Below are 25,996 nucleotides of genomic sequence, written 5' to 3'. Positions count from 1 at the left end.
AGTTACCCAGGCATAAAACAGTGCACGGGGTCTTAAAATAATTAGGGTGATTTCATCGTTTTTTTTCATCGTCCCTCTCCTATGGATTATCAATGTCCGTGGGATATTGCTTTTCTGATTCAGATTAGCATGTTTGTCCAAGAGATTCATGTATGTCCAATTATTTTTCTTAATAATTAATTAATAATTATAGTGTAAAATTTATATATAAACTAATCATTGAGCGAGGTGACATCATGTTGCGAACTGGAAGCCGAGCATTACTACCGCTAAGAAGATTTTCTAGTCCGAGATTACTGCACGCCTTAGATCTTTCAGTGAGTCGAGGATTTGCCTCAGTGCCACCATTTACAGGGCCTGTTATGGTCGGACCTAGCCCAAGAGTTGTTTCTAGCGAGAGGCATGAACCAAGGCGTGTGAGTCATAGAGTACTTATCGGTGGTATGGCGACGCATGCGAGTTTGTTAGCGCAAGCCAAAGAGAACCCTGGGATTTGTGAAATGACAACCGTTGTCAGTACTCCATCCTGGTTGTTAAGGGTTCACCCAGACTGGCACAAACAACTATGGGGACAGCCTATACGTTATCTTCCGCAGGTAAGCCAAGATATTGCAAAAATACTTTTCCCTGAATTTTCTGATCAACGTTTGATGACCTTTGGAATGATGGCCGCAATTGAGAAAGAACAAAGACGGCAATTACGTGAAAGAGGGTTTCATGTGATTGAAGATCCTGTTGGTCGCATTGAGGGAACTTCAAAAGGTGTGATTATTCACCGCAGCGGCATAACTGAACGAGTTGGTACTGATGGGAATTATGAGATCGTCCATACGGGGCGCGTGCCTATTGGGCCAGAAGGAATCCCAGTACAACATTTTGGCGATGCTTATTCAGTATCCAAAAAAGAATCAGACATTCCGCGAATTATCGTGGGCAGCGGATTGAATGCGTTCTGGGCGTGTCGTGATTTTGGTAATTTAGGACCCATTGTTCACCTGATTCCTCCGGGTGATAGGGTTTTGTCTGATCTAAAAGGGGTTTTACATGCAGCCGTTCAACTGGAAGAATCTCAAATAGATCCATTACCTGATAAAACTGTCCTCATTATTGGTAAAGATTTATTTAGTGGTAAAAAAATTGAAATGCGTGTGGAGGAATCGCAAGTCTACTCAGCCATGGGTTTTAGGTTAGCCCGCGAGTTGGTGACAGGGGACGCAAGTAGGTTGAGATTTGTTGATACAGCGCCTAGTCCGGATGCTATTAGAACATTTCATTCGCTTTCAACCCCGGGCGAATCAACTGTAAAGGCAATGGATTTGCGAGGTACGGTGGTGCCAAATGGTAATATGGCATTAAATTATTTCAGAATTCAAGCAGAGCTTGGTCATTTTGATCTTCGTGAACCAAATGCCGTTCTTTTAACAACGGTTTGGGAAAATGAAATTCTTAAAAAAGCGATGAAAATGGGTGTGAGGATTGAACCTGAATTTTTTGATGCTATTGAGAGTCGAGTAAAACATGGTTTCGAGAAATTCATTCCTTCCGAATCACAGGTTTGGCGGATTATAAGAAATGCTTATGAGAAGGGTGTACCTAATGGAGAACATCTGGGCGTTACTAAGCCTGTGGCAACAGATAGAGCGGGAAAACCAATCGCCTGGGAAGACTTTGAAAAAATGATTTTAGCACCAACAGAACGTGTTCTGGAAGAAGCCCATATTAAGGATAAGGCAGAAGAGCCTGGAGTGAGGCCAACGATGTGACCATTAATTTATGATGCTGCGTCATAGGTTAAAGAGCACATCATAGGCTTATCTACGAATTTTGCGGGTAAGCCTTTCTCCTGTACTATTTCCCATAAAGGGGATAAGCCAACTGATCTGTATAATATGTTCACAAGTATGATTTTTAGCAAAAGTAGAATCGGATAACAAAAAGGAGAAGGTTGGCGGGTTGATGTTGGGTTCAACCTGCCAATTATTGATGTTCGAACAAGACTGTTCGAATAAGACGATGATGCTTTTGTTAAGGTTTAGGTGTGGACGATGTAGTTGGTTCAGTAATTAACTCGTCGAGGGGCTCACGAGAACGCTTCATAGCCAGAGCTCGATGATGAACGTAAAAGACCGGTTCACCATGGTCGGTTTTACCAGTCACACAATCGATTTCCTTTGGTACTTCATATTCCACGAGTCTTCCAAAATATTTCTCTTTCATGTCTAAAAGAGTTTGTTTTTCTCTTTCGCTTAGTTTGGGTAACGATTCACGTGTGTATACGGGAACACTACCCATGAGATGAGGCTCCTGAACTTGCACGTTAGGTCCTATAAGACGTGTGCCTTCTGGCAAGCGGGTGATTTCCGTTGATATCTCTGCACGGGACATTGCTGCCCGTTGCGCCGCAAGATATTCTTCGCTATGGGGGTGAAAATTAGGTGTTTCGGAAAAAAAACGTAAACTAGATAGAGCTCGTGCCGCCGGCACTGTACTTCTGATGGCTGTTGGTCTTGCTTCTGCAAGCAAAGAACGGATGGCGGTTCGTGCTAACATAATTTATCCATAAAATTAAAGACGATTTACCCATACTAGTGAGTGGAGTAAAAATAGTCAAGTGGTTCTTGCAATCTATTATTGAAGGTCATTAAAAGGTCAAAACTTGTGGATAGACTTCAAAATCAAACCATTCTGTAAATAAATCAAAAGTTTATTCTTTTGATATAAAATGAGCATCTTCATGATGTTTTGTCCTGCACAGAGGCGCATGAATGCCTAATTATTTCTCTTAATAATTAATTAATAATTATAGTGTAAAATTTATGTTTAAATTAATTATTGAGCGAGGTAACTTCATGTTACGGATTGGGGCAAGTCGAACATCTCAGGTAACACAATTTTCTGGTTCGAAAGTACAAAATGCTTTGGGACTTGCAAAAGTTCGAAGATATTCTTCGATGCAATTTTCTGGGCCAGTCATCGTTGGTCGTAGTCACAGATCTATTGTTCTTATGGATATTCCTGAAGTAAGCTATGTAAGTCACAGAGTGATTATTGGTGGCTTGGCTTCACAAGCGAGTGTATTAGCGCAAGTCCAAAAGAGTCCAGAGCTTTGTGAAATGACAACGCTTGTCAGCGCTCCATCTTGGTTGTTAAGTATACACGACGATTGGGAGGGACAACCATGGGGGCAACCTATGCGTTATCTTCCGCAGGTAAGCCGAGATATTGCAGCAAAACTGTTTCCTAAATTTGATGATTATGAATTGCTGACGTTTGGCATGATGGCCGCAATTGAGAAAGAACAAAGACGGCAAATACGTGAACGAGGAATTCATTTGATTGAAGACTCTATTGCCCGCATTGAAGGAACTCCAAGTGGCGTGATCATTCACTGCAATGGTAGAACTGAAAGTGTTGGTGATGGGAATTATGAGATCGTGCATACAGGTCGTGTACCTATTGGGCTGGAAGGAATTCCAGTACAACATTTTGGCGATGCTTATTCAGTATCCAAAAAAGAATCAAACATTCCGCGCATTATAGTAGGAAGCGGATTGAATGCTTACTGGGCATGCCGTGATTTTGGTAATTTAGGACCCATTGTTCACCTGATTCCTCCGGGTGATAGACTTTTACCTGATCTTAAAGGTGTATTACATGCGGCGGTTCGTCTTGAAGACTCTAAAATAAGCGACCCTTTGCCTGATGGAACTGTGCTTGTTACTGGTAAAAACTTATTTAGTGGTAAAAAGATTGAAATGCGTGTAGAGATATCACAAATCTACTCAGCCATGGGATTCAAGTTAGATCGTGAATTGGTGACAGGAGAGCCGAGTAGATTGAGGTTTGTCGATACGGCGCCTAACCCGGATGCTATTAAAACATTTTTTTCAGCAGCAGGTGCATCAACAACAAAGGCCGTGGATTTGCGAGGTACGGTGGTGCCAAATGGTAATATGGCATTAAATTATTTCAGAATTCAAGCAGAGCTTGGTCATTTTGATCTTCGTGAACCAAATGCCGTTCTTTTAACAACGGTTTGGGAAAATGAAATTCTTAAAAAAGCGATGAAAATGGGTGTGAGGATTGAACCTGAATTTTTTGATGCTATTGAGAGTCGAGTAAAACATGGTTTCGAGAAATTCATTCCTTCCGAATCACAGGTTTGGCGGGTTATAAGAAATGCTTATGAGAAGGGTGTACCTAATGGAGAACATCTGGGCGTTACTAAGCCTGTGGCAACAGATAGAGCGGGAAAACCAATTGCCTGGGAAGACTTTAAAAAAATGATTTTAGCACCAACAGAACGTGTTCTGGAAGAGGCCCATATTAAGGATAAGGCAGAAGAGCCTGGAGTGAGGCCAACGATGTGATTGATTAATTTCTGAATTTATCCATATTACTGTGCCACAGGGTTTAATGAGCACATTAATGGGCTTATCTACAAATTCTGTGGATAAGCCTTTTTTCTAACACTTTTCTATAAAGCGATGATCCAACCAATTTGTATAATATTTTCACAATAAACTATACTTTATAGAAGGGAATAATATGTGAGGATGTTATGATGACTACAATATTTTTAGCAACGGTCATCGGTTGGTATCTAGTGATTATGAGTCTGCTATTGATTTTCAAACAGGAAATTATAAGGCCTGTGATGAGTGAAATTATGGCTCATCGTGCATTGCTGTTTATTTTGGCGGTTATTACTTTAATACTAGGACTGTTGTTAGTGGTTAGTCATAATGTATGGGTCGTGGGCTGGCCTGTTGTGGTGACTTTGCTGGCATGGCTCGTCCTGCTGAGTGGCTTGATCAGACTCTTTTTTCCGGAAGTTGCGACTAAAATGGGACATGCGTTTTTAGAGCACCCTGCAAGAATCACTGTTGTGGGAGTGGTTTTTTTAGTTATAGGAGTGTTTCTACTCTTTAGTGCGTATTATTGGTAATGCTGATCAGTGCTTTCTTGATTAAAAATCCCTCCTAACCTCCCTTTAAAAAAGGAGGAATATTTGAGTTTTGATTTACGAGCATTCGTTAAATGGAGAGGTTTTGCTTTGCTCCGAGACTATGAATGTCATAAAATTGTATTAGATTTCGCTTTATGGTGGCAGAAGCTATTGTATGAAACAAATGTCAAAGCCTTATAAGAAGCTCTATCGTTCGCGGCGGGAACGCATGCTGGCTGGCGTATGTGGTGGCTTGGCACAACATTTTGGCATTGATCCCACGTGGATGCGATTAATTTTTATCTTGTTTTTCTTTATTGGTGGTTCTGCTTTCTTGGCTTATATTATTTTGTGGATTTTAGTTCCTTTGGAGCCTGAAGATTGGCACTAATAGTCACAGAATTATAGTGAAGAGGCGTATACTCTTGAACCACAATTTTAAGGAGCAGTTCTTTGAAGCCATGAGCAACTTTGCCTGTCAAAAATTACGGCATCAAACATAGATTCCTTTTAATAAGGTAAATATCTTAATTGTTCATGATAGGAATCGTTAAAAGGAGTTTTCGAGATCATGCCACTTGCTTTATGATTGTATATGCTGAGTTTAATTTGTGGTGATGTAGTTGCTGGTTCATGAAAAGCAAGTGGTATTATTTTTCCCAGGCGTTCAAGCCGACTGAGTTGAGCGGCATGCTTGTCAAGCAACTCAGCATAACGCTGATTACTGAGCTTAAGCTCTTCCTTGACTCGCGCAAGTTCACGTTCTGCTTCACAAATTCTGTCTGCAACCAAATGAAAGCTAGCGGTGCTATCGGCAAGAAAAGTTTCCAGGCGATTTAAAAATTCACGACGTTGTGCTTCATCTTCAATGACTGTATTGGATAAAACTTGTATGGTACTTTGCAGGGTAAGATTGATTTTTCGCAGTTTTTCAATTTCCAGTAAAGATGCAGTTTGTAACTGTGCTAATTCATTAATTTTTTCTTGTAATGCTTCTTTCGTTTGTTGATATTCTTCATGGAGTCGAGATAGTTTATGTTCAGTTATATGAAGAGCTTGTTGGGTGGTGGATAATTTCCTAACTTCTTGGCCAAGAACTGTGATTTCTTCATTCAAGGTTTGGATGCTTATTTTGAATTGTGTGTTTTCTTCTTGAAAGTGCTCAATTTCTTGCGTCAGTTGCATGCGAATTTTATTTAATGCTTGGATGATTGTATCGAAGAGATCCACTAAGGCATATACCCCATTTTTCAAGTTTTCCTTTGCTTGTTTATGCTCGCTGTAATGATCGTCTAGTAATAAACTGGCCCCTAAATATCCAATACCACCAAGGCTGCCAATGATGGTAAGAATCATTAACTGTGCGAAAACTCCAAGAGCAATGAGTGCACCAAATACGCCGATACCTATAACAATTTTTTGCCAAGTTGGTATTTTCCCCCAAACATTCGCAGCCTTAGTTATCAAGCTTGTATCATCTTGCAGAGAGGCAATGATGGCATTAAGATAGCGTTTTATATCCGAAATCTGTTGTTGAGTGATATGAAGCTGACTTAAGCTTTCTTGGCTTGTTTTCGGTACAGTCAAGAGTGGCCTTTTGGGGGGAGATAACTTTAATTGTTTAGATCTTGCGGTTGGTTTTCCATAACTCATTTGACTATTCCTTTATAATAAAGAACAATTCACTGGTGTGTTTCCTAGGGCCAGTGAATGATATGCCATTTTATCGTAAATGTTTTGGTTTGACTATTATTAGGGGTCCTTTGGTAGTAGGGAAAAATCATACTTTGACCATATAATGTAATACTGGTGTCATTCCCGCGCAGTCGGGAATTTGCCTTCTAAGATGGTGCAGTGTTCTGTAGAAATGGATTCCTGCCTGCGCAGGAATGACAATAATAAGATCAAATGTGTTGATTATAATAGTCTATTATCTGCTCTAAAGGGTATGATCTTGCCCTTCCTTGGTCTGGGTAAACGTTTAATGTCTTATTTTTAGTTCGTTTCCTGTAATGTGCCACGTCTGATTTGGTCACGTTCGATGGCTTCAAATAATGCCTGAAAATTTCCTTCACCAAATCCTTGATTGCCACGGCGTTGAATAATCTCGAAAAATACTGGGCCGAAAATATTTTCAGTAAAAATCTGCAATAATAATCCCAATTCAGGATTTTTCTCACCATCAATCAGAATTTTTTCTGCTTGCAGTTGATTAACAGGTTCTTGGTGCCAGGGAATCCGTTCAGCAATCATTTCATAATAGGTATCTGGCACATCAAGAAAAGAAACACCATTCTTCCTTAAAGTATGGACGGTTGCATAGATATTTTCAGTACTTAGTGCCACATGCTGAATCCCTTCACCATGATATTCATGGAGAAATTCTTCGATTTGAGAGAGATCATCTTTGGATTCATTTAAAGGAATTTTAATTTTTCCGCAAGGGCTTGCCAAAGCACGGCTGACCAAACCAGTCATTTGCCCGGTAATATTAAAAAAACGGATTTCCTGAAAATTGAAAATGGACTCATAAAAATGCGCCCATTTATCCATATTCCCACGATAAACATTATGCGTTAGATGATCAATCTCAGTTAAACCGGTGGTTTTTCTAGCACTCGTATTATCTGACGTTTGTGTCCATTGTCCAGAAAATGGTTGGTGTTTACGGTCAACAAAATAAATCACGCTGCCACCTATTGCTTCGATGGCGGGTAATTTGTGGTTAGCATGCTTGACATCTTTAAAAGGTGTGGCACCACGCTTAATGGCATGGGCAAAAGCAAGCTCTGCATCTTCTACCTGAAATCCCATCGCACAGGCTCCTGCCCCATGTATTTTGGCGTGTTGTTCGGCCTGACTGTTTTGAGATGCATTGAGGATGAACTGAATGTGACCTTGCTCGTATAAAGTAATATCTTCTTTAACATGGGTTTTAAGTGGATAAAATCCCAGTTCAGAAAATTGGCGGTGTAGAAATGTTTTATCAGGGCCTGAGAATTCGAGAAAGGCAAAACCATTCAGGCCACATGGATTTTCTTTTGAAGAATGATTCATTGTGTGCTCCTTCCTTGTAGTCATTGATTCTGTGCTATATTGGATTTTTAGGTTGTACCAAGAACAAGCCGTCACTAACAGCTAGTAAGCTGGTGTATACACGCTTATCGTGTTTAAGCAATTCATTTAATCTGCGAATTTCTCGAGTTTGATTTCCTGTTTCCTGCTCGTCGATGACTTTACCGCCCCAAAGAACATTATCGATGATAATGAGACCTTGCGGGCGAATTAATTGTAATGCCAACTCATAATAATTGACGTAATTGCTTTTATCAGCATCGATAAATATAAAATCAAAGGAATGGGAAAATCCTTCGTTTAATAATTGATGAAGGGTATTAAGGGCAGGCGCCAAACGTAATTCAATTTTATTATCTTGTTTTGCGCGTTGCCAGAAAGGATGGGCTTTGCTTGTCCATTCTTCATTAATGTCACAAGTGATTAAGTGGCCATCTTCTGGTAAGGCTAATGCCAATGCTAACGCGCTGTACCCTGTAAAAGTACCGATTTCTAATACTTTTTTAGCATTAATGAGACGAATAAGCAGCTGCATGAATTGGCCTTGCTCGGGCGATATTTGCATCATGGCAAGAGGCAATTTAGCAGTCTCTATCCGTAAGGCTTGCAATGCTGGGTGCTCATTGAGTGAAACATCCAGCATGTATTCGTACAAAGCAGGCGTCAAATTTAAATGTTTCATCCTATCCTCTTAGGCTAGTTTTTCCTGCGCAAGTGTGTCAGCAATTTCACTGACCGGACGATTTTCATTCTGGGAGCGAGTAAATATCTGCAACAGAGTGGTACCGATTCCGTCTATTTGTTCATTCACAAGTTCTTCGTGTGTATGTAAATACTTGCTGGCAGCAAAAATAAGCCCGCCGGCATTAATGACATAATCGGTGGCATAGAGTATGCCCCTATCATGTAATTTTTGTCCGTGGTAAGTATGGGCAAGTTGGTTATTGGCAGCACCAGCAATGATGGTGGTTTGCAATTGATTAATAGAAATATCATTAATGATTGCACCAAGTGCACAGGGAGAAAATACATCGCAGGGAACTTTATGAATGTTGTCGGTGGTGGTGGCTGTGGCACCGAATTCTTTTACCGCTTGTTGCACGCGTTTGGGATCAATATCAGCGACAGTAAGCTGCACGCCTAATTCATGAAGATGGCGAGCTAATAAGTAGCCTACATGCCCTAATCCCTGAATAGCAATATGTAATCCATTTAAATTCTCTTTTCCTAATTTGAACAGTACGGCTGCTTGTATTCCGCGTAATATTCCTTTGGCAGTATAAGGAGAAGGATCACCATTGTGACTGGACAAACTGGCCACATAAGACGTTTGCTCGGCGATGATGTCCATGTCACGCAACTCAGTACCACTGTCCAAAGCGGTGATATAGCGTCCTCCCAGCTCATTAATAAATTGACCAAAACAAGTTAGATAGGCGCGGCGATCATAGGTTTTAGGCGGTTGAATAATAACGGCTTTACCACCTCCCAAAGGTAGATTAACCAAAGCCGCCTTATAACTCATCCCACGTGCAAGACGCATGGCGTCATACAAGGCGGACGTGGTGTCTGGATAAGGAATAAAACGGCATCCACCCAGAGCTGGGCCAAGTTTAGTGCTATGAATGGCTATGATGGCTTTCATGCCCGTTTCAGGGTCAACTTTAAAATGTAAATCCCCAAATCCTCGTGTTAAGGCATAATCAAGAAAATCATGGTCATAATTGGTGATTGTATTATTTGCAAACGTATCGATAGACATCATGGGGTAAAACTCCCTAGTAAATATTGTGTAATGTTATAGACGTATTTTGTTGCTAAATCAATTGAAAATGCGAGTGTACAAGGATGAATAAAAGTAAAACATAGCGTACACTAGATTTTTTATCATTTTGGAGAAAAAAATGAAAAAAATGGCTGGATTGCTTGGTTTGGTTTTGTTTAATTCACAGGGATATGCGTTGGATATACCGATCGAACCAGCGCTTGATAAGATAACGTTTCAAGTGTCAGCAAAACAGTGGGTCACGACAAAAACGGCATTGCTTACGGTAAATATCAATGCCACATTGAATAATGCTGAATTGGTTAAAGCGCGCGCCGAAATTATGGCTCAGTTGGCGAAGATAGCACAGGGTGAATGGCATTTAACGCAATTCGATCGCTCGCAGGATAGTTCCGGATTGGAGAAACTTACTGTTCAGGCTCAAGCACGTGTGGATCAAGCAAGTTTGGCGGATGTGTATAAAAATGCAAAGTCAGTGAGTAAGCCGGGCACAAATTATGACATTGGCTCCATTGAATTTAAGCCTAGTCTTGAAGAAGTGCAACACGTGAAAAACGCATTGCGTGAGCAATTATATGGTCAAGTACAAAATGAATTGGCACGGATAAATAAAATATATGCTGGTCAAGCATACAGTGTGTACAATATGGTGTTTATTGAGGGTGATTCAATGCCTCAACCAAAAGCTTATCAAGCACGCGAAATGATTAATACCATGGCGATTGCGGCTCCGGCACCTGTGTTAACCGTGAGTAATGAATTGATCATGACGGCCATGGTACAAGTGGCTTCTAATCGTCAATCGGAGAATTGAATTGCTGCAGGTGGAACGGTTGATAAGTCATCGGGGTGCTTCTGCTTATGCCCCTGAGAATACATTAGTTGCTTTTGATAAAGCGCTTGCTATGGGATGCCGTTTTATTGAATTTGACGTGATGTTAAGTGCGGATGGTGAAGCGTTTATATTTCATGATGAAACGCTACAACGAACAACCAATGGACGGGGGGCGTTTGGCTTAACAACGTCGGCTGTGTTAAAGTCTCTGGATGCAGGACGCTGGTTTTCAAAACAATATCAAGGGGTGAGAATTCCTACGTTGCGTGAGGCACTGGATTGGCTCATCGCCTCAGAAGTCCAAGCCAATATTGAAATAAAACCTTACCCTGGTCAAACTGAAGAAACCGCTGTGGCGGTGCTTACCCACCTGAATCGTTATTGGCCTCAGGAAAGGCCTTGGCCATTATTATCCAGTTTTGAAGTGGAAGTATTAGACCTTTGTCACAACATTTCACCGGAAATGCCCTTGGGACTGCTGTTGGATCAATGGCAAGAACATTGGCTTGAACAGGCTCGTCGTTTGAATTGTTATTCAGTGCATTTAAATAAGCGGGTTTTAACAAAATCACGCGTGGAAGAAATCAAACAATATGATTATAAGGTATATGCTTATACGGTGAATCGTCGGCGCCAGGCCGAAAAATTATTGAACTGGGGGGTTGATGCTGTCTTCAGTGATTATCCGGATTTATTAACTTGATGGTTGTATGATGCATGACTTCTTTTTTTAAAAAAATGTGGATTGCAATCTTTGGGTTATGGGTGTTATTTGCCCCCATGCCTTTATACGCCAAGCCAGTAGAACTCATATTATGGCATTCATTGGCAGGAAAATTGGGGGAAGAAGTTGCTAAATTAACGAAAGGATTTAATCAAAGTCAGCAGGATTATATCATCAAGCCCATTTACAAAGGCGATTATTTAGAATGCTTAACCAGTTTTGCTGCAGCTTTCCAGGCAAAACAACCACCGGCGATTATACAGGTTTTTGAAGTGGGTAAAGCAACCATGCTGGCGCCTATCGGTATTATCAAACCCGTTGAGCAATTGATGCAGGAACAAGACATCCATTTACCGAAAAGCAGTTTTTTCCCTGCGGTACGTGATTATTATAGCGACCATGGTCACTTGATGGCGATGCCATTTAATATTTCAGTTCCAGCCATGTTTTACAATGCAGATGCTTTAGCAAGCGTTGGGTATACTGCTGAAACCTTTCCGCAAACGTGGGATGAGTTAGAACAATTAGCCGAAAAACTTAAGCGGGCTGGTTATCCTTGTGTTTATACATCCGCCCATCCTGCATGGATTTTGTTGGAGTCTTTTTCTGCAATTCACGGCTTGCCAATGATTGATGCTCGTGGCACAAAAGCACTCTATAATAATTTGCCTATTATTCATCATCTTGAACGTTTGGTGCGCTGGCAACGGCTTCATTATTTTGAATATGGCGGACGGACTGATGATTCTACGGTGTTGTTTACCAGTGGCCGATGTCCTCTCTACAGCCAATCTTCTGGTGCCTATAATAGTTTGATGGAGTTGGTGCCTTTTAAATTGGGAATAGCTCCCATACCGTTGGATCAAGCGATTACACCTCGGCGATATGCCAATATTTCTGGTGGAGCGGCTTTGTGGGCTGTTGCCGGCTTATCTTCTACGGAATATAAGGGAGTTGCTCGTTTTTTTATTTATCTTGCGCGACCCGAAGTACAACAACAATGGCATCAGAACACAGGGTATTTACCGCTAGGGGTGGATGGTGTTTATCAATCCTTGGTAAAAAATAAATCACATCCATCACTGTTGTTAGGGCAACACGAACTGACGGGAATGCAAATAGGAGCAAAAATAAATCAATCAGGCATGCAAAATCAAATCCGTGTTATCAATGGCGAATCGCTTGAAGCGGCATTTGCTGGTATTAAAAGCCCTGCAGAAGCCATAAACACGGCAGTGCTACGTGCGAATCATGCATTGTCGCGTTTTAAGCACAATACTGGTGATGAATAAACAAAATGGAGTAAAAGATGCTATTTAGACAACTATTCGATCATGAATCGTCCACTTATACTTATTTGATTGCTGCCGATTATGGGCGAGAAGCAGTTATCATTGATCCGGTTAAGAGAAATGTACATCAATATATAACATTGATAGATCAACTTGGTTTAAAGCTTGTTGCAGCACTTGATACGCATTTGCATGCCGATCATATCACAGGGCTTGGGGATATTAATAAACAACTGAATTGCATGACCATGATGGGAAAACAAAGCAAAGCCAAATGTGTTATGAAAACATTCAGTGATCAGGATCGTTTGAGTTTTGATGGTTTCGAACTTAAAGTACTTTATACGCCTGGCCATACGGATGACTCTTATTGTTTTTTAATGAGTGATCGAGTGTTTACTGGCGATACTTTATTGATTCGTGGAACTGGACGTACCGATTTTCAACATGGTGACCCAGGCACGCAATACGACAGTTTATTAAACCAATTGTTGACTTTGCCTGATTCTATTTTGGTTTATCCGGGACATGACTATAATGGCATGACCGTAAGCACTGTTGGCGAAGAAAAAAGATTCAATCCTAGATTACAGGTGCAATCACGGCAGGAATACATAGAATTAATGAATGCCTTAAATTTGCCTAATCCTAAAATGATGGATATTGCCGTGCCGGCAAACGAGAAATGTGGTTTGCTGGAAGACTTAAATTAGGTCATGATTATTGTCGCTGCTATGGTTAAAAGGGATTTTTTATGAATGAATTTGATCTTTTAGGGATTTTTTATGAGGAAGTGAAAGCTCGAGGAACCACTTATGATAAGGTTTTTCTCGATATTGATCAGAATATGGTTGCTATGTTACGGCAAAATTTTGGTTACAATGTCGGTCTGGATGAACTTTATAGGCTAGCAGATCTTTGTATAGCCAATGAATGGCTGGAGAGAACAACGGCTGATCCTTATTATAATTTTCTTTCTTTAACGGAAGATGGGTTGAAAGTGTTTGTTAAGCATAAGTATAAGGATGAAGTATAGCTCTTTCGTGAGGGGAAAACATGGTCGTTGAAATTCTTTCCAGAATACAATTTGCTTTTAGTATTGGTTTTCATATTTTATTTCCCACATTAAATCTGGGGCTTGCTGTGTTTCTGGTGTTCATGGAAGCAACCTGGCTCTATACTAAAAATCCCATATATCTGAAGATATGTAAATTTTGGGTTAAGATTTTTGCGTTAACGTTTGGTATGGGCGTGGTTTCAGGAATTGTTCTTGCGTATCAAATAGGCACTAATTTCGGGCCATTTATTTCCCAATATGGGAATGTGCTTGGTGCACTATTTGCCTATGAAACGTTGACGGCTTTTTTTCTGGAGGCCGGTTTTTTAGGCGTCATGCTCTTTGGTTGGAAACGCGTTTCGCCGCCAATTCATTTTGCGGCGACCTTATTCGTGGGAATAGGAACAACCCTATCTGCTTTTTGGATTATGTCGGCTAATTCCTGGATGCAAACACCAACGGGATATCAATGGGTTGATGGTAAATACCTTGTGGATGACTGGTGGCGCGTTGTGTTTAACCCCACATTTTTAGCAAGAATGCTTCATATGCTGTTTGCCTCTTACACGACAACCTGTTTTGTCATCGCCGGTATCGCAAGTTATTTTTTGTTAAGAAGCAAACAGGACGACATCGCCAGGAAATCGTTATCCATTGTTATGTGGGCCGCTTTATTTTTGGTTCCTGTACAAATCATCATCGGTGATACAGTCGGTTTGAATGTGCATAAATATCAGCCATTAAAAACGGCTGCCATTGAAGGTGTTTGGGAAACACAAAAGGGTGCTCCTTTGGTGTTATTCGCATGGCCCTCACAGGAAAAGCAAAAAAATGAATACGTTATTTCTATTCCCAAACTTGCCAGTCTAATTAATACTCATCAGTGGGATGGGGAACTGCTTGGATTACGTTCTGTTCCAAGAGAGGATCAGCCATTGGTTGCACCGGTATTTTTTTCATTTCGCATTATGGTTGGTATTGGTATTTTGATGCTAATCACTGCTTTATTTGCGTTATTTTTACGCCCTGGTGATAAACTGTTTACGTCAAAATGGTTTCATCGATGGAGTTTGCTGATGGCGCCGCTTGGTTTTATTGCAGCAATTACTGGCTGGTTTACCGCTGAAATTGGTCGTCAACCTTGGGTCGTTTATTATTTGATGCGTACGAAAGATGCTGTGTCGGCCCTTGGTAAAGAAGAAGTGATTATCTCGATGACTTTATTGGTTTTGGCTTATGGCATCATATTCGGTTTTTATCTTTATTATCTGTTCAAAACGATTCGTTTAGGCCCCGAAAAATCAGAAGAAAAAGAGATGGAGCATCATACTTTCCAATACATGACTGATCATTCTGGAGACAAGAAATAATGTTGCCATTTATTTTTGCATGTCTTATCGCTTTTATCATTATCATGTACGTCATTCTTGATGGCTTTGATTTAGGGATAGGAATTTTGTTTTTGTTCACCCAGAGTGAACGTGAGCGTGATCTGATGATGAATTCGGTAGCGCCTGTATGGGACGGTAACGAAACCTGGCTGGTTTTTGGCGGGGCAATGCTTTATGGCGCTTTCCCCATTGTCTATGGTCTATTATTGCCCATCCTCTACATGCCAATTATGTTGATGCTGCTTGCGTTGATTTTTCGTGGCGTGTGCTTTGAGTTTCGTTTTAAGGCAGAAACGTCTAAGCCGATTTGGAACTGGGCGTTTGCGATGAGTTCCATCATGGCGGCATTTATGCAGGGCGTGATTTTAGGATCCTTCGTGCAAGGCTTTAATATCAATGAAGCGGCATTAGTGATTAGCGATGCTGACTGGCTGACGCCGTTTAGCCTGCTAACGGGTATTGCAGTTATCTGTGGTTATGCTCTGCTTGGAGCAACTTGGATGGTTATAAAAAGTGAAAAAGGTTTGCAAAAGAAAATGACCCATCTGGCGAAGGGGTTTTTGACGATGGTGGCTGTTTTTTTAGTGTTTGTTAGTATTTGGACGCCCTTGCATAATGAAGAAATATTTAATCGCTGGTATAGTTTTCCCAATGTGTTTTTATTGACGCCCTTGCCGATTATTACGGCAGTGATGATCTTTCTTGTGTGGAAAAATTTGTCTGGCGGTCATGAAATTAAACCTTTTGTATATAGCATTGTAATATTTCTCTGTTCCTATTGTGGAATAGGCATCAGCGTATATCCGTACCTCATTCCTCATGACATTACTATTTGGGAGGCCGCTGCTCCTGATAAGACCCTTATTTTTATTTTAATTGGTGTGGTGATTATGTTGCCGGTGTTATTAGGATATACTCTTTACGCTTATCGTGTTTTTTGGGGTAAATCAGCTGGTGAAGGGTACCATTAGATTGAATCTCTTTTCCAATCTTCTTTTAAAAAGAAAAAGATGAATAGGCAGAGCGGTATCAATAAAAGTAAGGATAGTATCTTTGGTTGCATGAATTGAATGGCGGGGTATTGAGTGTATGCATGATGGTGCAGTTTTTTATACAATTTTTTTAATCTTTGGCGGAGCAGCCGTTTTTTCAACCATCGTACTTTATACCAGGCAATTCTTATTGGTTGCCTATATTTTGTTGGGTGGAGCGTTGGGTCCATGGGGATTGCAGTTGATCCCTGATTTAAGTGCAGTACAACAAGTGGGTGATATGGGAATCGTGTTTCTCCTTTTTTTGTTGGGCTTGCATTTACAGCCACAAAATCTGGTGCATATGCTTAAGAAAGTGACGTGGATTGCATTATTTAGTTCTGTTTTTTTTGCAGCCGTTGCCTATTTAATAGGGCGGTGGTTTGGTTTGACGGTTGCTGAGTCGTGGGTACTTGGTGCAGCGATGATGTTTTCGAGTACCATTATTGGGCTGAAGCTATTACCAACGACCATTCTTCATCATCAACATACTGGGGAAGTCATGATCAGTGTGTTGCTGATGCAGGATCTTATTGCTATTGTCGTGTTGATCTTAATCAATGGTGCACGGCAGGATGGTAGTTTGTCTTGGAATGACTTACTTTTAGTGGGTGTTGCGCTCCCTGCCTTGATTTTATTTGCTTTCGCTGTGGAACGTTATGTTCTGGTTAAATTGCTGGCCCGTTTTGACCGGACTCAAGAATATGTCTTTTTGCTTTCCATTGGATGGTGTCTTGGATTATCGATTCTTGCAAATCAATTAGGACTGTCAGAGGATATAGGTGCTTTTGTGGCTGGTGTGGCTTTAGCTGCTAGTCCGATTTCGCTGTTTATTGCTGAAAGCCTCAAACCGTTGCGCGATTTTTTTCTGGTGATGTTTTTCTTTTCAGTTGGCGCGACTTTTAATTTTAGTTTTGCAGCACAGGTGGTTATCCCTGCAATAATCCTGGCTGCGTTAGTATTGTTTCTTAAACCATTGTGTTTTTATTTTCTATTGGCTAAAGCGGGTGAAAAAAGGCCTGTTTCAAAAGAAGTGGGGGTTCGCTTAGGACAGGCGAGTGAATTTTCTTTATTAGTCGCAAGCATTGCTTTGAGCAGTAAGCTGATATCTGATGTAGCATCCAATTTGATTCAGGCTACAACAATTTTAACGTTCATCGTTTCATCGTATGTTGTGGTATTGAAATACCCGACGCCCATGTCATTGTCTGAAAAAATGCGAAAAGATTAGGATTTATAATGAAACTTTTGATTATTGTTCTTTGCCTATTAAGTGAGCGTTTTTTAGTCCATATTAGCGCCCATAAGCGATTTCATTGGTTTTCTTCTTACTTCAATACATTGAGTAAAATCTTACCTGAACGTAGCATCTTTGCAAATCCATGGATAATAATGGCGATGATTTTATTGCCTTTGCTTTTATCAACGAGCATTGTTTTTTATTTTTTTGCGCATTTTCTATTTGGTTTTATCGGATTGTTTTTGAATCTTGTTATTTTTTATTATTGCCTTGGTCCTGGTCATCCGTTTTATCCTGCCCATCCCCAATCGCCTGAATCAGAGATTCATGATGATGTCGGAAATTACCTGGCTCAGGTGAATGGGCAATTATTTGCCGTAATTTTTTGGTATATTATTTCTGGTCCAGTGGGTGTGTTGGCCTATCGTCTGATTTCCCTTTGTCAGAAACAGAATAAAGTACAAGTACAAGCGAGTGTTCTGACGGCAGCCCTGGATTGGTTTCCGGCTAGGATGACCGCGTTATTATACTTGCTGGCAGGGCATTTTCAGATGGGAATTGGTTATTTTTCTCATGGTTTTCTTACATCGCCAGACAATAATCATGTGATGTTAAAGACGTGTGGATTAAATGCCATGGATGGTCATGAACAGGCATCCTTGTTGATGCCAAAGGCTGAAACCCTTGTAGAGCATGCCACCATTGTATTGCTGGTTTTCCTAGCTTTTTTCACTATAGTGGCATGGCTGTAACAAATTAGCACCCAGAAAAAGACACATGGGCAATAAAAGCAATGGCATCAAACCATTTTAAAGAAGAGTGAACCATTATGTATATCATGATTCGATTAATTTTTTGTTTTGTATTTATCTTACTTGCAAGTTGCACCAAGCAAACGCCTGCCTCGGGACAAGCTGGATGTAGGATTTCCTGTGAAAAACAATTTAATGAATGTAAAGCAGTATGTACTAATAATTGCCGTCGATGTTCCACCTGTACGGATTTATCTGCCGCCAAAAGCTATAACCAATATAAGCATGAACAATGTATGCAAGGTGGAATTATTGCTCGCGAGTTGAAATCTTATCGTGATCCACTACAATGCCGCAAAACAACGTGTAATTGCCTGGCGGATTATCGCATGTGTGTCCAATCTTGTGCAGGAACGATACAAAAACGTCTGCAAGTTGCACCAACTTGCTGCTAAAAAAGTCTTTATAGACGAGGAATGATATTCATGACAGATGAGAAATTTAATGATATTGATCCGGTTGAAACTCGGGAATGGCTGGATGCTTTGAAAGCGGTCATTGCTTATGAGGGTAATGAGCGTGCAGAATTTATATTAAAGGAATTGCTTAAAAAAGCCGGCGCAGAAGGGATTAATATTGCAAGCTCAATCAATACCCCTTATCGAAATACAATAAAACTCCATGAAGAAAAACAAATGCCACCCGATGAAGGGATAGGCAAACGCATTAATGCCTTGATTCGCTGGAATGCTGTTGCTATGGTTTTACGTGCGGGGAAATATGCTCCTGAACTGGGCGGTCATATTGCAACGTATGCGTCTGCTTCAACCTTATATGAGGTTGGCTTTAATTATTTTTTCAAAGGTCCAGATAAGCATTTAGGAGATTTGTTATATATTCAAGGGCATTCCTCTCCCGGCATTTATGCCCGTGCTTTTCTTGAAGGCAGGCTTTCTGAGGAACAACTGGGTAATTTCAGACAGGAGGTGGAAACGGATGGCTTGTCTTCCTATCCTCATCCTTGGTTAATGAATGATTTCTGGCAGTTTCCTACCGTATCTATGGGGTTAGGTCCTTTGCAGGCCATTTACCAGGCGCGATTTTTAAAATATCTGGAAAATAGGGGGCTAATTGCGACCGAAGGGCGCAAAGTATGGGCTTTTCTTGGTGATGGTGAAATGGACGAACCAGAATCAGTAGGTGCGTTGTCCATTGCTGCTCGGGAAAAGTTAGACAATCTCATCTTTGTTGTGAACTGTAATCTTCAACGTCTCGATGGTCCAGTACGAGGAAACAGCAAAATTATTCAAGAGCTTGAAGGACTGTTTCGTGGTGCAGGCTGGAATGTGATTAAAGTGGTTTGGGGGGGGCGATGGGATCCTTTATTCGCTCGTGATCATGACGGCTTAATGCAAAAACGTATGGAAGAATGCGTTGATGGTGATTATCAGGCCTATAAAGCAAAAGATGGTGCGTATGTACGGCAGCATTTTTTCGGTCAGTACCCTGAGTTGAAAAAAATGGTTGAACATTTGTCGGATGATGAAATCTGGCGATTGAATCGTGGCGGCCATGACCCACAAAAAGTATATGCCGCTTATGCTCGGGCGGTTGAGCATCAAGGTAGTCCAACCGTCATTCTGGCAAAAACAATTAAAGGATACGGGATGGGGGCTGCTGGTGAAGGCATGAACATCACGCATCAACAAAAGAAAATGACCATAGAGCAATTGCGTGCGTTTCGTGATCGCTTCAGTATTCCTATCAGCGATGACAAAATTACAGAAGTTCCCTTTTACCGCCCCGAAGAAGATAGCCCTGAAATACAGTATTTACGAAAGCAACGAGAAGCTTTAGGTGGATTTTTGCCAGTACGTAATACAGAATTTGAATCATTAAATGTTCCTGATTTATCTGCTTTTTCAGCGGTAACTAAGAGTTCAGGGGAGCGTGAAATTTCTACGACAATGGCGTTTGTTCGTCTTTTATCGATTTTGCTGAAGGATAAAGAAATCGGTCCGCGTATTGTTCCCATTGTACCTGATGAATCCCGTACATTTGGCATGGAGGGCTTATTTCGTCAAATAGGCATTTATTCTCCAGTTGGTCAATTATATACCCCTGTCGATCACGAGCAAGTCATGTATTACCGTGAGGCTCGTGATGGGCAAATTTTAGAAGAAGGAATTAATGAAGCAGGCGCATTTGCTTCTTGGATGGCGGCAGCAACTTCATACAGCACGAATAAGTTGCCCATGATTCCATTTTATATTTATTATTCTATGTTTGGTTTTCAACGTATTGGTGATTTGGCGTGGGCTGCAGGAGACATGCAGGCTCGTGGTTTTTTACTGGGTGGAACGGCTGGGCGGACCACGTTAGCCGGAGAAGGATTGCAGCATCAAGATGGGCATAGTCATTTGTTGGCTTCTACGATTCCAAATTGTGTTTCTTACGACCCAACGTATGCTTACGAACTGGCGGTGATCATTCAGCATGGTTTGTATCGGATGTATCAAAAGCAGGATAATGTGTTTTATTATATTACTGTGATGAATGAAAACTATCATCATCCTGATATGCCTGAAGGAGTAGAGGAAGGTATCCTTAAGGGCATGTATCTCTTGCAAAAAAGCAGCAAAACCTTAAAACATCATGTGCAACTATTAGGATGCGGCGCTATTTTGCGGGAAGTCATTCATGCTGCAAACCTATTGCGGGATGAATTTTCAGTTTCTTCTGATGTTTGGAGTGTCACAAGCTTTACCGAATTGCGTCGCGATGGCTTGACTGTTGAGCGTTATAATCGCATGCATCCAGAGAAAGCACCACAGCAAAGTTATGTTAGCCAACAGTTAACGGGTAAAAAAGGACCGGTGATTGCTGCAACGGATTATATGAAGTTATATGCTGATCAAATACGGCCGTTTGTGCAGGCTCCTTTTGTCACTCTCGGCACGGATGGTTATGGTCGTAGTGATACTCGTGCTCGTTTACGACACTTCTTTGAGGTGGATGCAAAATTCATTGTTATTGCCACATTAAATACTTTAGCTGATCAAGGTGAGTTACCAAAAGAAACGGTGCTGAAAGCCATGAAAAAATTTGGCATTGATAAGGAAAAACTGGATCCGGCAACTCACTAATGCATTGAGAGAAGTATAATGTTTGCACAATAGAGACGAGAGATTATAAGTATGGCAGACGAAAAAAAAATAAAAATACCGGATATTGGTGGTGCCGCAGGCGTGGATGTCATTGAGATACTTGTTAAAGTCGGTGATGAGATAGGCAAAGATACGCCACTCATTACCCTTGAATCTGACAAGGCAAGCATGGAAATTCCATCTCCTGAATCCGGAACTGTCCAATCTATTGAAGTCAAGGTAGGTGATAAGGTGTCTGAAGGTGATGTGATTTTAATGCTTGCTCCAAGTCAAAGTAATACACAACAAGAATCTGACTTCAAATCTCAAGAAAACTCCGAAAGTAAATCTGAAAAGAAAACAACGAATGACAAAAAAAACTCTGATAAAAAAACGCGGAAAGAAACCACGGAAAAAGAAATAAAGATCCCTGATATTGGCGGTGCTCATGGCGTGGATGTGATTGAAATATTGGTTAAGGAAGGGGATAAAATTAATAAGGATACACCACTGATTACCTTGGAATCCGATAAGGCAAGTATGGAAATTCCGTCGCCTTGTGAGGGAACGGTCCAGACCGTCAAAGTAAAACTAGGCGATAAAGTCTCGGAAGGGGATGTGATTTTAACATTAATGCAAGAAGGAGAGACATCTCGGCTAGAATCAAAGCATGAACCAACTTCCTCATCTGTGGAAAATAAAAAAGAAAAACCACAGGAAACATCCCAACCTGTTGTTGAAATTTCAGGAAAATTACCTGCCAAAAGTTCCATATCCAATGCGCCTGTCATTGAGAAAAATGCAAATACGGTTGTTTTTGCCGGCCCTGCTGTAAGACGATTGGCGAGAGAGTTAGGTGTTAATTTGGCCGAAATACAGGGTAGTGGTCGAAAATTACGCATCAGTAAAGAAGATGTCCAGCAGTTTGTGAAAGCGAAATTACAAGAAAAAACTGTTGCTAGTGGGTTGGCGCTATCGCCTGCTCCTGCCATTGATTTTAGCCAGTTTGGTCACATTGAAGTTAAGCCGTTAAATAAAATCAAACGATTAACGGGTATTAATGTACATCGTTCTTGGGTCACAATTCCTCATGTGACTCAATTTGATGAAGCGGATATTACGGAATTGGAAGCGTTTCGTCAGCTTGAGGCGGAAGGTGCAAAAAAATCAGGTTATAAGCTGACGCTGCTTGCGTTTGTATGTAAGGTTGTCAGTAAGGCACTGGCTAAATTTCCGCAATTTAATGCGTCTCTTGACGTCAGTGGAGAAAACTTGATTTATAAACATTATTTCAATATTGGTGTTGCGGTTGAAACACCAAATGGTTTGGTTGTGCCTGTTATAAAAGACGTGGATCAATTATCCGTCGGTGATATTGCTCAAGAAATGGCGCGATTGAGCTCTAAAGCACGTGAAAAAGGATTAATGCCGGCTGATATGAATGGCGGTTGCTTTACAATTTCAAGCTTGGGTGGGATTGGAGGCACCGCATTTACTCCAATCGTTAACAGCCCTGAGGTGGCAATTCTTGGATTATCTCGTTCCATGATAAAGCCAGTTTATCTAGATGGCGAATTTAAGCCGAGATTGATGTTGCCTTTGTCGCTTTCTTATGACCACCGTGTAATAGATGGAGCCGAAGCGGCGCGATTTACTGGATTTTTAAGTGACAGTTTAAGCGATATTCGAAAAATTTTATTGTAGCAGGTCGTTTTTGTGCGACCAGTATCCTAATGAGGTTTTTAAAATGACAAAGCAAATAAAAACAGACGTCGTTGTTATAGGTAGTGGCCCGGGGGGTTATACAGCTGCTTTTCGCGCTGCTGATTTGGGCAAGAAAGTAGTGCTAATTGAACGTTACGACACACTGGGCGGCGTTTGTTTAAATGTGGGCTGTATTCCTTCTAAGGCTTTATTGCATATTGCCAAGGTTCTCGATGAAACAGAAGAAATGGCAGAGTATGGTGTGTCCTTTGCAAAACCCAAACTGGACAATAAAAAGTTGGTTGCCTGGAAAAATTCAGTAGTAAGCAAATTAACAGGTGGATTAAATGCCCTGGCAAAACAGCGCAAGGTTGAAGTAGCCACTGGTCACGCTAAATTTTCAGGAACACATCAAGTTATTGTTGATGGAAAAGAAGGTAAAATTCAAATTGAGTTTGAACATGCGATTATTGCCGTTGGCAGTGAATCCGTCAATTTGCCCTTTATTCCTGAAGACAAACGTATTTTTAGTTCCACAGGTGCACTTGAATTAGCGGATATCAAAGGCAGTCTGCTTGTTTTAGGTGGAGGCATTATCGGGTTGGAAATGGCGACCGTTTATTCTGCTCTTGGTGTTGAGGTAACGGTTGTAGAATTTATGGATCAGCTTATACCTGGTGCAGATGCTGATCTGGTCAATGTATTACAAAAGCGTATGAGCAAGAAAGGTGTCAAATTTTTGTTGAAAACCAAGGTTACAAACATGGATGCTCAAAAAAATGGTATTTACGTCTCAATGGAAGGTGAGCATGCAACGGATAAGCCGTTATGCTTTCAGCAAGTTCTGGTGGCGGTAGGGCGTAAGCCTAATGGTGGTACAATTGCTGCTGATAAAGCAGGTGTTAACGTCGATGAGCGTGGCTTTATTCAGGTGGATAGACAAATGCGTACCAATGTTTCTCATATTTTTGCGATTGGTGATGTGGTTGGGCAACCTATGTTAGCCCATAAGGCGATCCCAGAAGGTAAAGTTGCGGCTGAAGTTATTTCTGGAATGAAGCATTATTTTGATCCTAAGTGTATTGCCAGTGTGGCATACACGGATCCGGAAATTGCCTGGGCAGGACTTACTGAAAAAGAAGCAAAAGCACAAAACATCGCTTATGAGAAAGCTTCTTTTCCTTGGGCAGCCAGTGGACGTGCATTGAGTATGGGTCGTGAGGAAGGCATAACCAAATTATTATTCTGCCCAGACAGTAAGCGTATTTTAGGCGCAGGAATTGTTGGGATTAACGCCGGCGATTTAATTGCCGAGACGGCACTGGCCATTGAAATGGGTTGTGATGTTGAAGATATTGCACTGACGATACATCCACATCCGACCCTTTCAGAAACGGTGGCACAGGCGGCAGAAATTTTTGAAGGTACTATTACGGATCTTTATCTGCCGAAAAAAAAGAAGAAATAAGATAGAACAGTTTTCCATTTTAATGTTCACAGGTTGTGATAATAAACATTCGAAAAAAATGCTTGCATCCCGCGAACAAGCCGTGGGAAGTAGGCAAAATTCAATCGGTCAAAATGAAATGGCATGGTAAGAGGTCATCCATAAGCGGTATTAAACAGGATCAGGTATGCTGTATCACATACGTCCCATGACGGTTGATGATATTGAGAGTATTTACGCCATTGAATGTTCAGCACACAGAGCTCCTTGGAGCCGTGATATTCTGAGAGACTGTGTGCTGGTGGAGTATGATTGTCGTGTGCTCGAATCTTTTGAGCGAACTAATTCTGAGATCATCAGTTATATTATTTCCCGCTATCATGAAAATACCTGCCATATTTTGAATGTATGCGTGGCGTTTGCTTATCAAGGAAAAGGTTATGGCCGGGCGCTTTTACAGGACATGATTGATTCGTTAGCGGGTTCTCAGATTCATGTGATAGTGCTGGAAGTACGACCAAGTAATGTGTCGGCGATAAAATTATATAAAAAAATGGGATTTTATCAGGCCGGTATTAAAAAAGATTACTACCAGGACGAGCATGGGGTTGAAGATGCTGTTTTGTTACAAAAGGAAATTTAATCACTTTTATATCATTCTTTGCAAAAATTCCTGTAAATGCATTTTATCTTGTTCTTCTTGCAGATAGCTGCGAAGTCTTTCAATGGCGCTTCTGTATTCCACCTGATTAATAGAACCGCGCATTAATTCAAAGCGCAAATAAACGCAGTAAGTGTTTAAAACGTCCGTTTCACAATAATCACGAATTCCTTTTAGATTACCGGCTTGATATTCTTCCCATACTTTTGCACCATTCATTCCCATTTTTCCTGGAAAGCCTAACATACTGGCAATTTCATCCAATGGGGCGAAGGCTTTATTTTGATAGGCAGCGAGTATATCCATCAGATCAAGGTGGCGGTAATGAAAACGGTTTAAATAATTATTCCAGCGGAATGCTTGTTGATTATCACCTGCTTCCCAATAGATCGGCGCTTCTATACCATGGAGTAAAGCTCGGTAATGCAGCACCGGGAGATCAAAGCCACTTCCATTCCAGCTAACCAGCGTTGGTGTGTGTTTGTTAATACCTGTAAAAAATCGCTGAATAAGTTCGCGTTCATCGGCAATCTCATCTCCGAGTGTCCAGACTTTTAGTTGTGTGGCACTGCTGATAACCAGTGAAATGACGACAATTTTTTGCAGATGATGGGGTAAAAATTCCTGTCCGGTCTTGGCGCGACGCATGGCAAAAAGTGCTTTAGCCGTATCGTCATCCGATAAGCCGTCCAGATCATACAGTGTACGGCCAGTATCAATATCTGGAATCGTTTCTATATCAAACACTAAGATCGTCATGCAATATCCATTCTGAGGTGAATTGACACTTAGGTGGTGGTCAGGTGTTTTTGCGTCAACCAGAATTGAGAACCTGGATATCGCTTTGCGCTATCCAGGCTACAAAATCCGTTTTTGCTTATGACTATGTTATCAGAAAAATCCGCCG

Annotated in this window: 24 protein-coding genes; 18 read left to right on the top strand and 6 right to left on the bottom strand. The window is 41.0% G+C overall.

Going from position 1 to position 25,996, the window contains the following annotated elements; translation table 11 throughout:
• Positions 1 to 236: 236 nt before the first annotated feature.
• Entirely contained in the window at positions 237 to 1,763 is a 1,527-nt protein-coding gene (locus E1O52_RS04350) for a hypothetical protein (RefSeq protein ID WP_133127475.1), read from the top strand.
• A gap of 262 nt (positions 1,764 to 2,025) precedes the next feature.
• Here E1O52_RS04350 and E1O52_RS04345 read toward each other — a convergent pair whose 3' ends face one another.
• The gene (locus E1O52_RS04345) at positions 2,026 to 2,550 is read right to left on the bottom strand and encodes a hypothetical protein (protein ID WP_133127474.1); all 525 of its coding nucleotides are present in this window, start codon (positions 2,548 to 2,550) and stop codon (positions 2,026 to 2,028) included.
• A gap of 266 nt (positions 2,551 to 2,816) precedes the next feature.
• Here E1O52_RS04345 and E1O52_RS04340 point away from each other — a divergent pair, with 266 nt between their 5' ends.
• The 3 genes from E1O52_RS04340 to E1O52_RS04330 all read left to right on the top strand — a co-directional run bounded on the left by E1O52_RS04340 (position 2,817) and on the right by E1O52_RS04330 (position 5,339).
• Entirely contained in the window at positions 2,817 to 4,370 is a 1,554-nt protein-coding gene (locus E1O52_RS04340; RefSeq protein WP_133127473.1) for a hypothetical protein, read from the top strand.
• A gap of 191 nt (positions 4,371 to 4,561) precedes the next feature.
• Positions 4,562 to 4,948: a hypothetical protein gene (locus tag E1O52_RS04335; RefSeq protein ID WP_242602154.1), complete on the top strand. Its 387-nt coding sequence runs from the start codon at positions 4,562 to 4,564 to the stop codon at positions 4,946 to 4,948.
• 175 nt (positions 4,949 to 5,123) lie between these two features.
• Positions 5,124 to 5,339 carry a PspC domain-containing protein gene (locus tag E1O52_RS04330; RefSeq protein WP_242602153.1) on the top strand — a complete coding sequence of 72 codons (216 nt, stop codon included), beginning with the start codon at positions 5,124 to 5,126 and terminating at the stop codon, positions 5,337 to 5,339.
• A 119-nt stretch (positions 5,340 to 5,458) separates the two neighbouring features.
• Here E1O52_RS04330 and E1O52_RS04325 read toward each other — a convergent pair whose 3' ends face one another.
• The 4 genes from E1O52_RS04325 to E1O52_RS04310 all read right to left on the bottom strand — a co-directional run bounded on the left by E1O52_RS04325 (position 5,459) and on the right by E1O52_RS04310 (position 9,788).
• On the bottom strand, positions 5,459 to 6,601 hold the full coding sequence (locus E1O52_RS04325) for a hypothetical protein (RefSeq protein ID WP_133127472.1): 1,143 nt from the start codon (positions 6,599 to 6,601) through the stop codon (positions 5,459 to 5,461).
• A gap of 342 nt (positions 6,602 to 6,943) precedes the next feature.
• Positions 6,944 to 8,005, bottom strand: coding sequence for a 4-hydroxyphenylpyruvate dioxygenase (hppD, locus tag E1O52_RS04320; protein ID WP_133127471.1), 1,062 nt, complete (start codon positions 8,003 to 8,005; stop codon positions 6,944 to 6,946).
• Between the two features lie 34 nt (positions 8,006 to 8,039).
• Positions 8,040 to 8,705: a class I SAM-dependent methyltransferase gene (locus E1O52_RS04315; protein ID WP_133127470.1), complete on the bottom strand. Its 666-nt coding sequence runs from the start codon at positions 8,703 to 8,705 to the stop codon at positions 8,040 to 8,042.
• A gap of 9 nt (positions 8,706 to 8,714) precedes the next feature.
• Positions 8,715 to 9,788, bottom strand: coding sequence for a Leu/Phe/Val dehydrogenase (locus tag E1O52_RS04310; protein WP_133127469.1), 1,074 nt, complete (start codon positions 9,786 to 9,788; stop codon positions 8,715 to 8,717).
• 139 nt (positions 9,789 to 9,927) lie between these two features.
• On the opposite strand from E1O52_RS04310, the gene E1O52_RS04305 reads away from it, so the two are divergent.
• The 14 genes from E1O52_RS04305 to rimI all read left to right on the top strand — a co-directional run bounded on the left by E1O52_RS04305 (position 9,928) and on the right by rimI (position 25,071).
• Complete coding sequence (locus E1O52_RS04305; protein ID WP_133127468.1) at positions 9,928 to 10,623, top strand: hypothetical protein; 696 nt, start codon at positions 9,928 to 9,930, stop codon at positions 10,621 to 10,623.
• Positions 10,624 to 10,627: 4 nt separating this feature from the next.
• Entirely contained in the window at positions 10,628 to 11,347 is a 720-nt protein-coding gene (gene ugpQ / locus E1O52_RS04300) for a glycerophosphodiester phosphodiesterase (RefSeq protein ID WP_207384176.1), read from the top strand.
• Between the two features lie 35 nt (positions 11,348 to 11,382).
• Positions 11,383 to 12,660, top strand: a complete 1,278-nt coding sequence (locus E1O52_RS04295; RefSeq protein ID WP_133127497.1) for an extracellular solute-binding protein — start codon at positions 11,383 to 11,385, stop codon at positions 12,658 to 12,660.
• 17 nt (positions 12,661 to 12,677) lie between these two features.
• Positions 12,678 to 13,373 (top strand): MBL fold metallo-hydrolase, encoded by a 696-nt coding sequence (locus tag E1O52_RS04290; RefSeq protein ID WP_133127466.1) that lies wholly within the window; start codon positions 12,678 to 12,680, stop codon positions 13,371 to 13,373.
• 41 nt (positions 13,374 to 13,414) lie between these two features.
• On the top strand, positions 13,415 to 13,696 hold the full coding sequence (locus E1O52_RS04285; protein ID WP_133127465.1) for a hypothetical protein: 282 nt from the start codon (positions 13,415 to 13,417) through the stop codon (positions 13,694 to 13,696).
• Between the two features lie 20 nt (positions 13,697 to 13,716).
• Positions 13,717 to 15,087, top strand: a complete 1,371-nt coding sequence (locus E1O52_RS04280; RefSeq protein ID WP_133127464.1) for a cytochrome ubiquinol oxidase subunit I — start codon at positions 13,717 to 13,719, stop codon at positions 15,085 to 15,087.
• Complete coding sequence (gene cydB, locus E1O52_RS04275; RefSeq protein WP_133127463.1) at positions 15,087 to 16,079, top strand: cytochrome d ubiquinol oxidase subunit II; 993 nt, start codon at positions 15,087 to 15,089, stop codon at positions 16,077 to 16,079. Before E1O52_RS04280 ends, cydB begins: the two co-directional genes overlap by 1 nt.
• A gap of 118 nt (positions 16,080 to 16,197) precedes the next feature.
• Positions 16,198 to 17,370 (top strand): cation:proton antiporter, encoded by a 1,173-nt coding sequence (locus E1O52_RS04270; RefSeq protein ID WP_133127462.1) that lies wholly within the window; start codon positions 16,198 to 16,200, stop codon positions 17,368 to 17,370.
• A gap of 8 nt (positions 17,371 to 17,378) precedes the next feature.
• Positions 17,379 to 18,131: a regulatory signaling modulator protein AmpE gene (gene ampE, locus E1O52_RS04265; RefSeq protein WP_133127461.1), complete on the top strand. Its 753-nt coding sequence runs from the start codon at positions 17,379 to 17,381 to the stop codon at positions 18,129 to 18,131.
• 77 nt (positions 18,132 to 18,208) lie between these two features.
• Positions 18,209 to 18,586, top strand: coding sequence for an acyltransferase (locus E1O52_RS04260; RefSeq protein ID WP_133127460.1), 378 nt, complete (start codon positions 18,209 to 18,211; stop codon positions 18,584 to 18,586).
• Between the two features lie 30 nt (positions 18,587 to 18,616).
• Positions 18,617 to 21,277, top strand: coding sequence for a pyruvate dehydrogenase (acetyl-transferring), homodimeric type (gene aceE / locus E1O52_RS04255; RefSeq protein ID WP_133127459.1), 2,661 nt, complete (start codon positions 18,617 to 18,619; stop codon positions 21,275 to 21,277).
• 51 nt (positions 21,278 to 21,328) lie between these two features.
• Positions 21,329 to 22,981, top strand: a complete 1,653-nt coding sequence (gene aceF, locus E1O52_RS04250) for a dihydrolipoyllysine-residue acetyltransferase (protein ID WP_133127458.1) — start codon at positions 21,329 to 21,331, stop codon at positions 22,979 to 22,981.
• A 43-nt stretch (positions 22,982 to 23,024) separates the two neighbouring features.
• Complete coding sequence (lpdA, locus tag E1O52_RS04245; protein ID WP_133127457.1) at positions 23,025 to 24,449, top strand: dihydrolipoyl dehydrogenase; 1,425 nt, start codon at positions 23,025 to 23,027, stop codon at positions 24,447 to 24,449.
• A gap of 166 nt (positions 24,450 to 24,615) precedes the next feature.
• Complete coding sequence (gene rimI, locus E1O52_RS04240) at positions 24,616 to 25,071, top strand: ribosomal protein S18-alanine N-acetyltransferase (protein ID WP_133127456.1); 456 nt, start codon at positions 24,616 to 24,618, stop codon at positions 25,069 to 25,071.
• Between the two features lie 6 nt (positions 25,072 to 25,077).
• On the opposite strand, the gene E1O52_RS04235 is transcribed toward rimI, so the two are convergent.
• Positions 25,078 to 25,848 carry a 3'-5' exonuclease gene (locus E1O52_RS04235; protein WP_133127455.1) on the bottom strand — a complete coding sequence of 257 codons (771 nt, stop codon included), beginning with the start codon at positions 25,846 to 25,848 and terminating at the stop codon, positions 25,078 to 25,080.
• Positions 25,849 to 25,996 lie beyond the last annotated feature (148 nt).

The organism is Legionella nagasakiensis, assembly GCF_900639915.1.
Taxonomy (GTDB): Bacteria; Pseudomonadota; Gammaproteobacteria; order Legionellales; family Legionellaceae; genus Legionella_A; species Legionella_A nagasakiensis.
The sequence above is the reverse complement of the archived record's forward strand: the minus strand, read 5'-3'. Positions and strand labels throughout refer to the sequence as shown.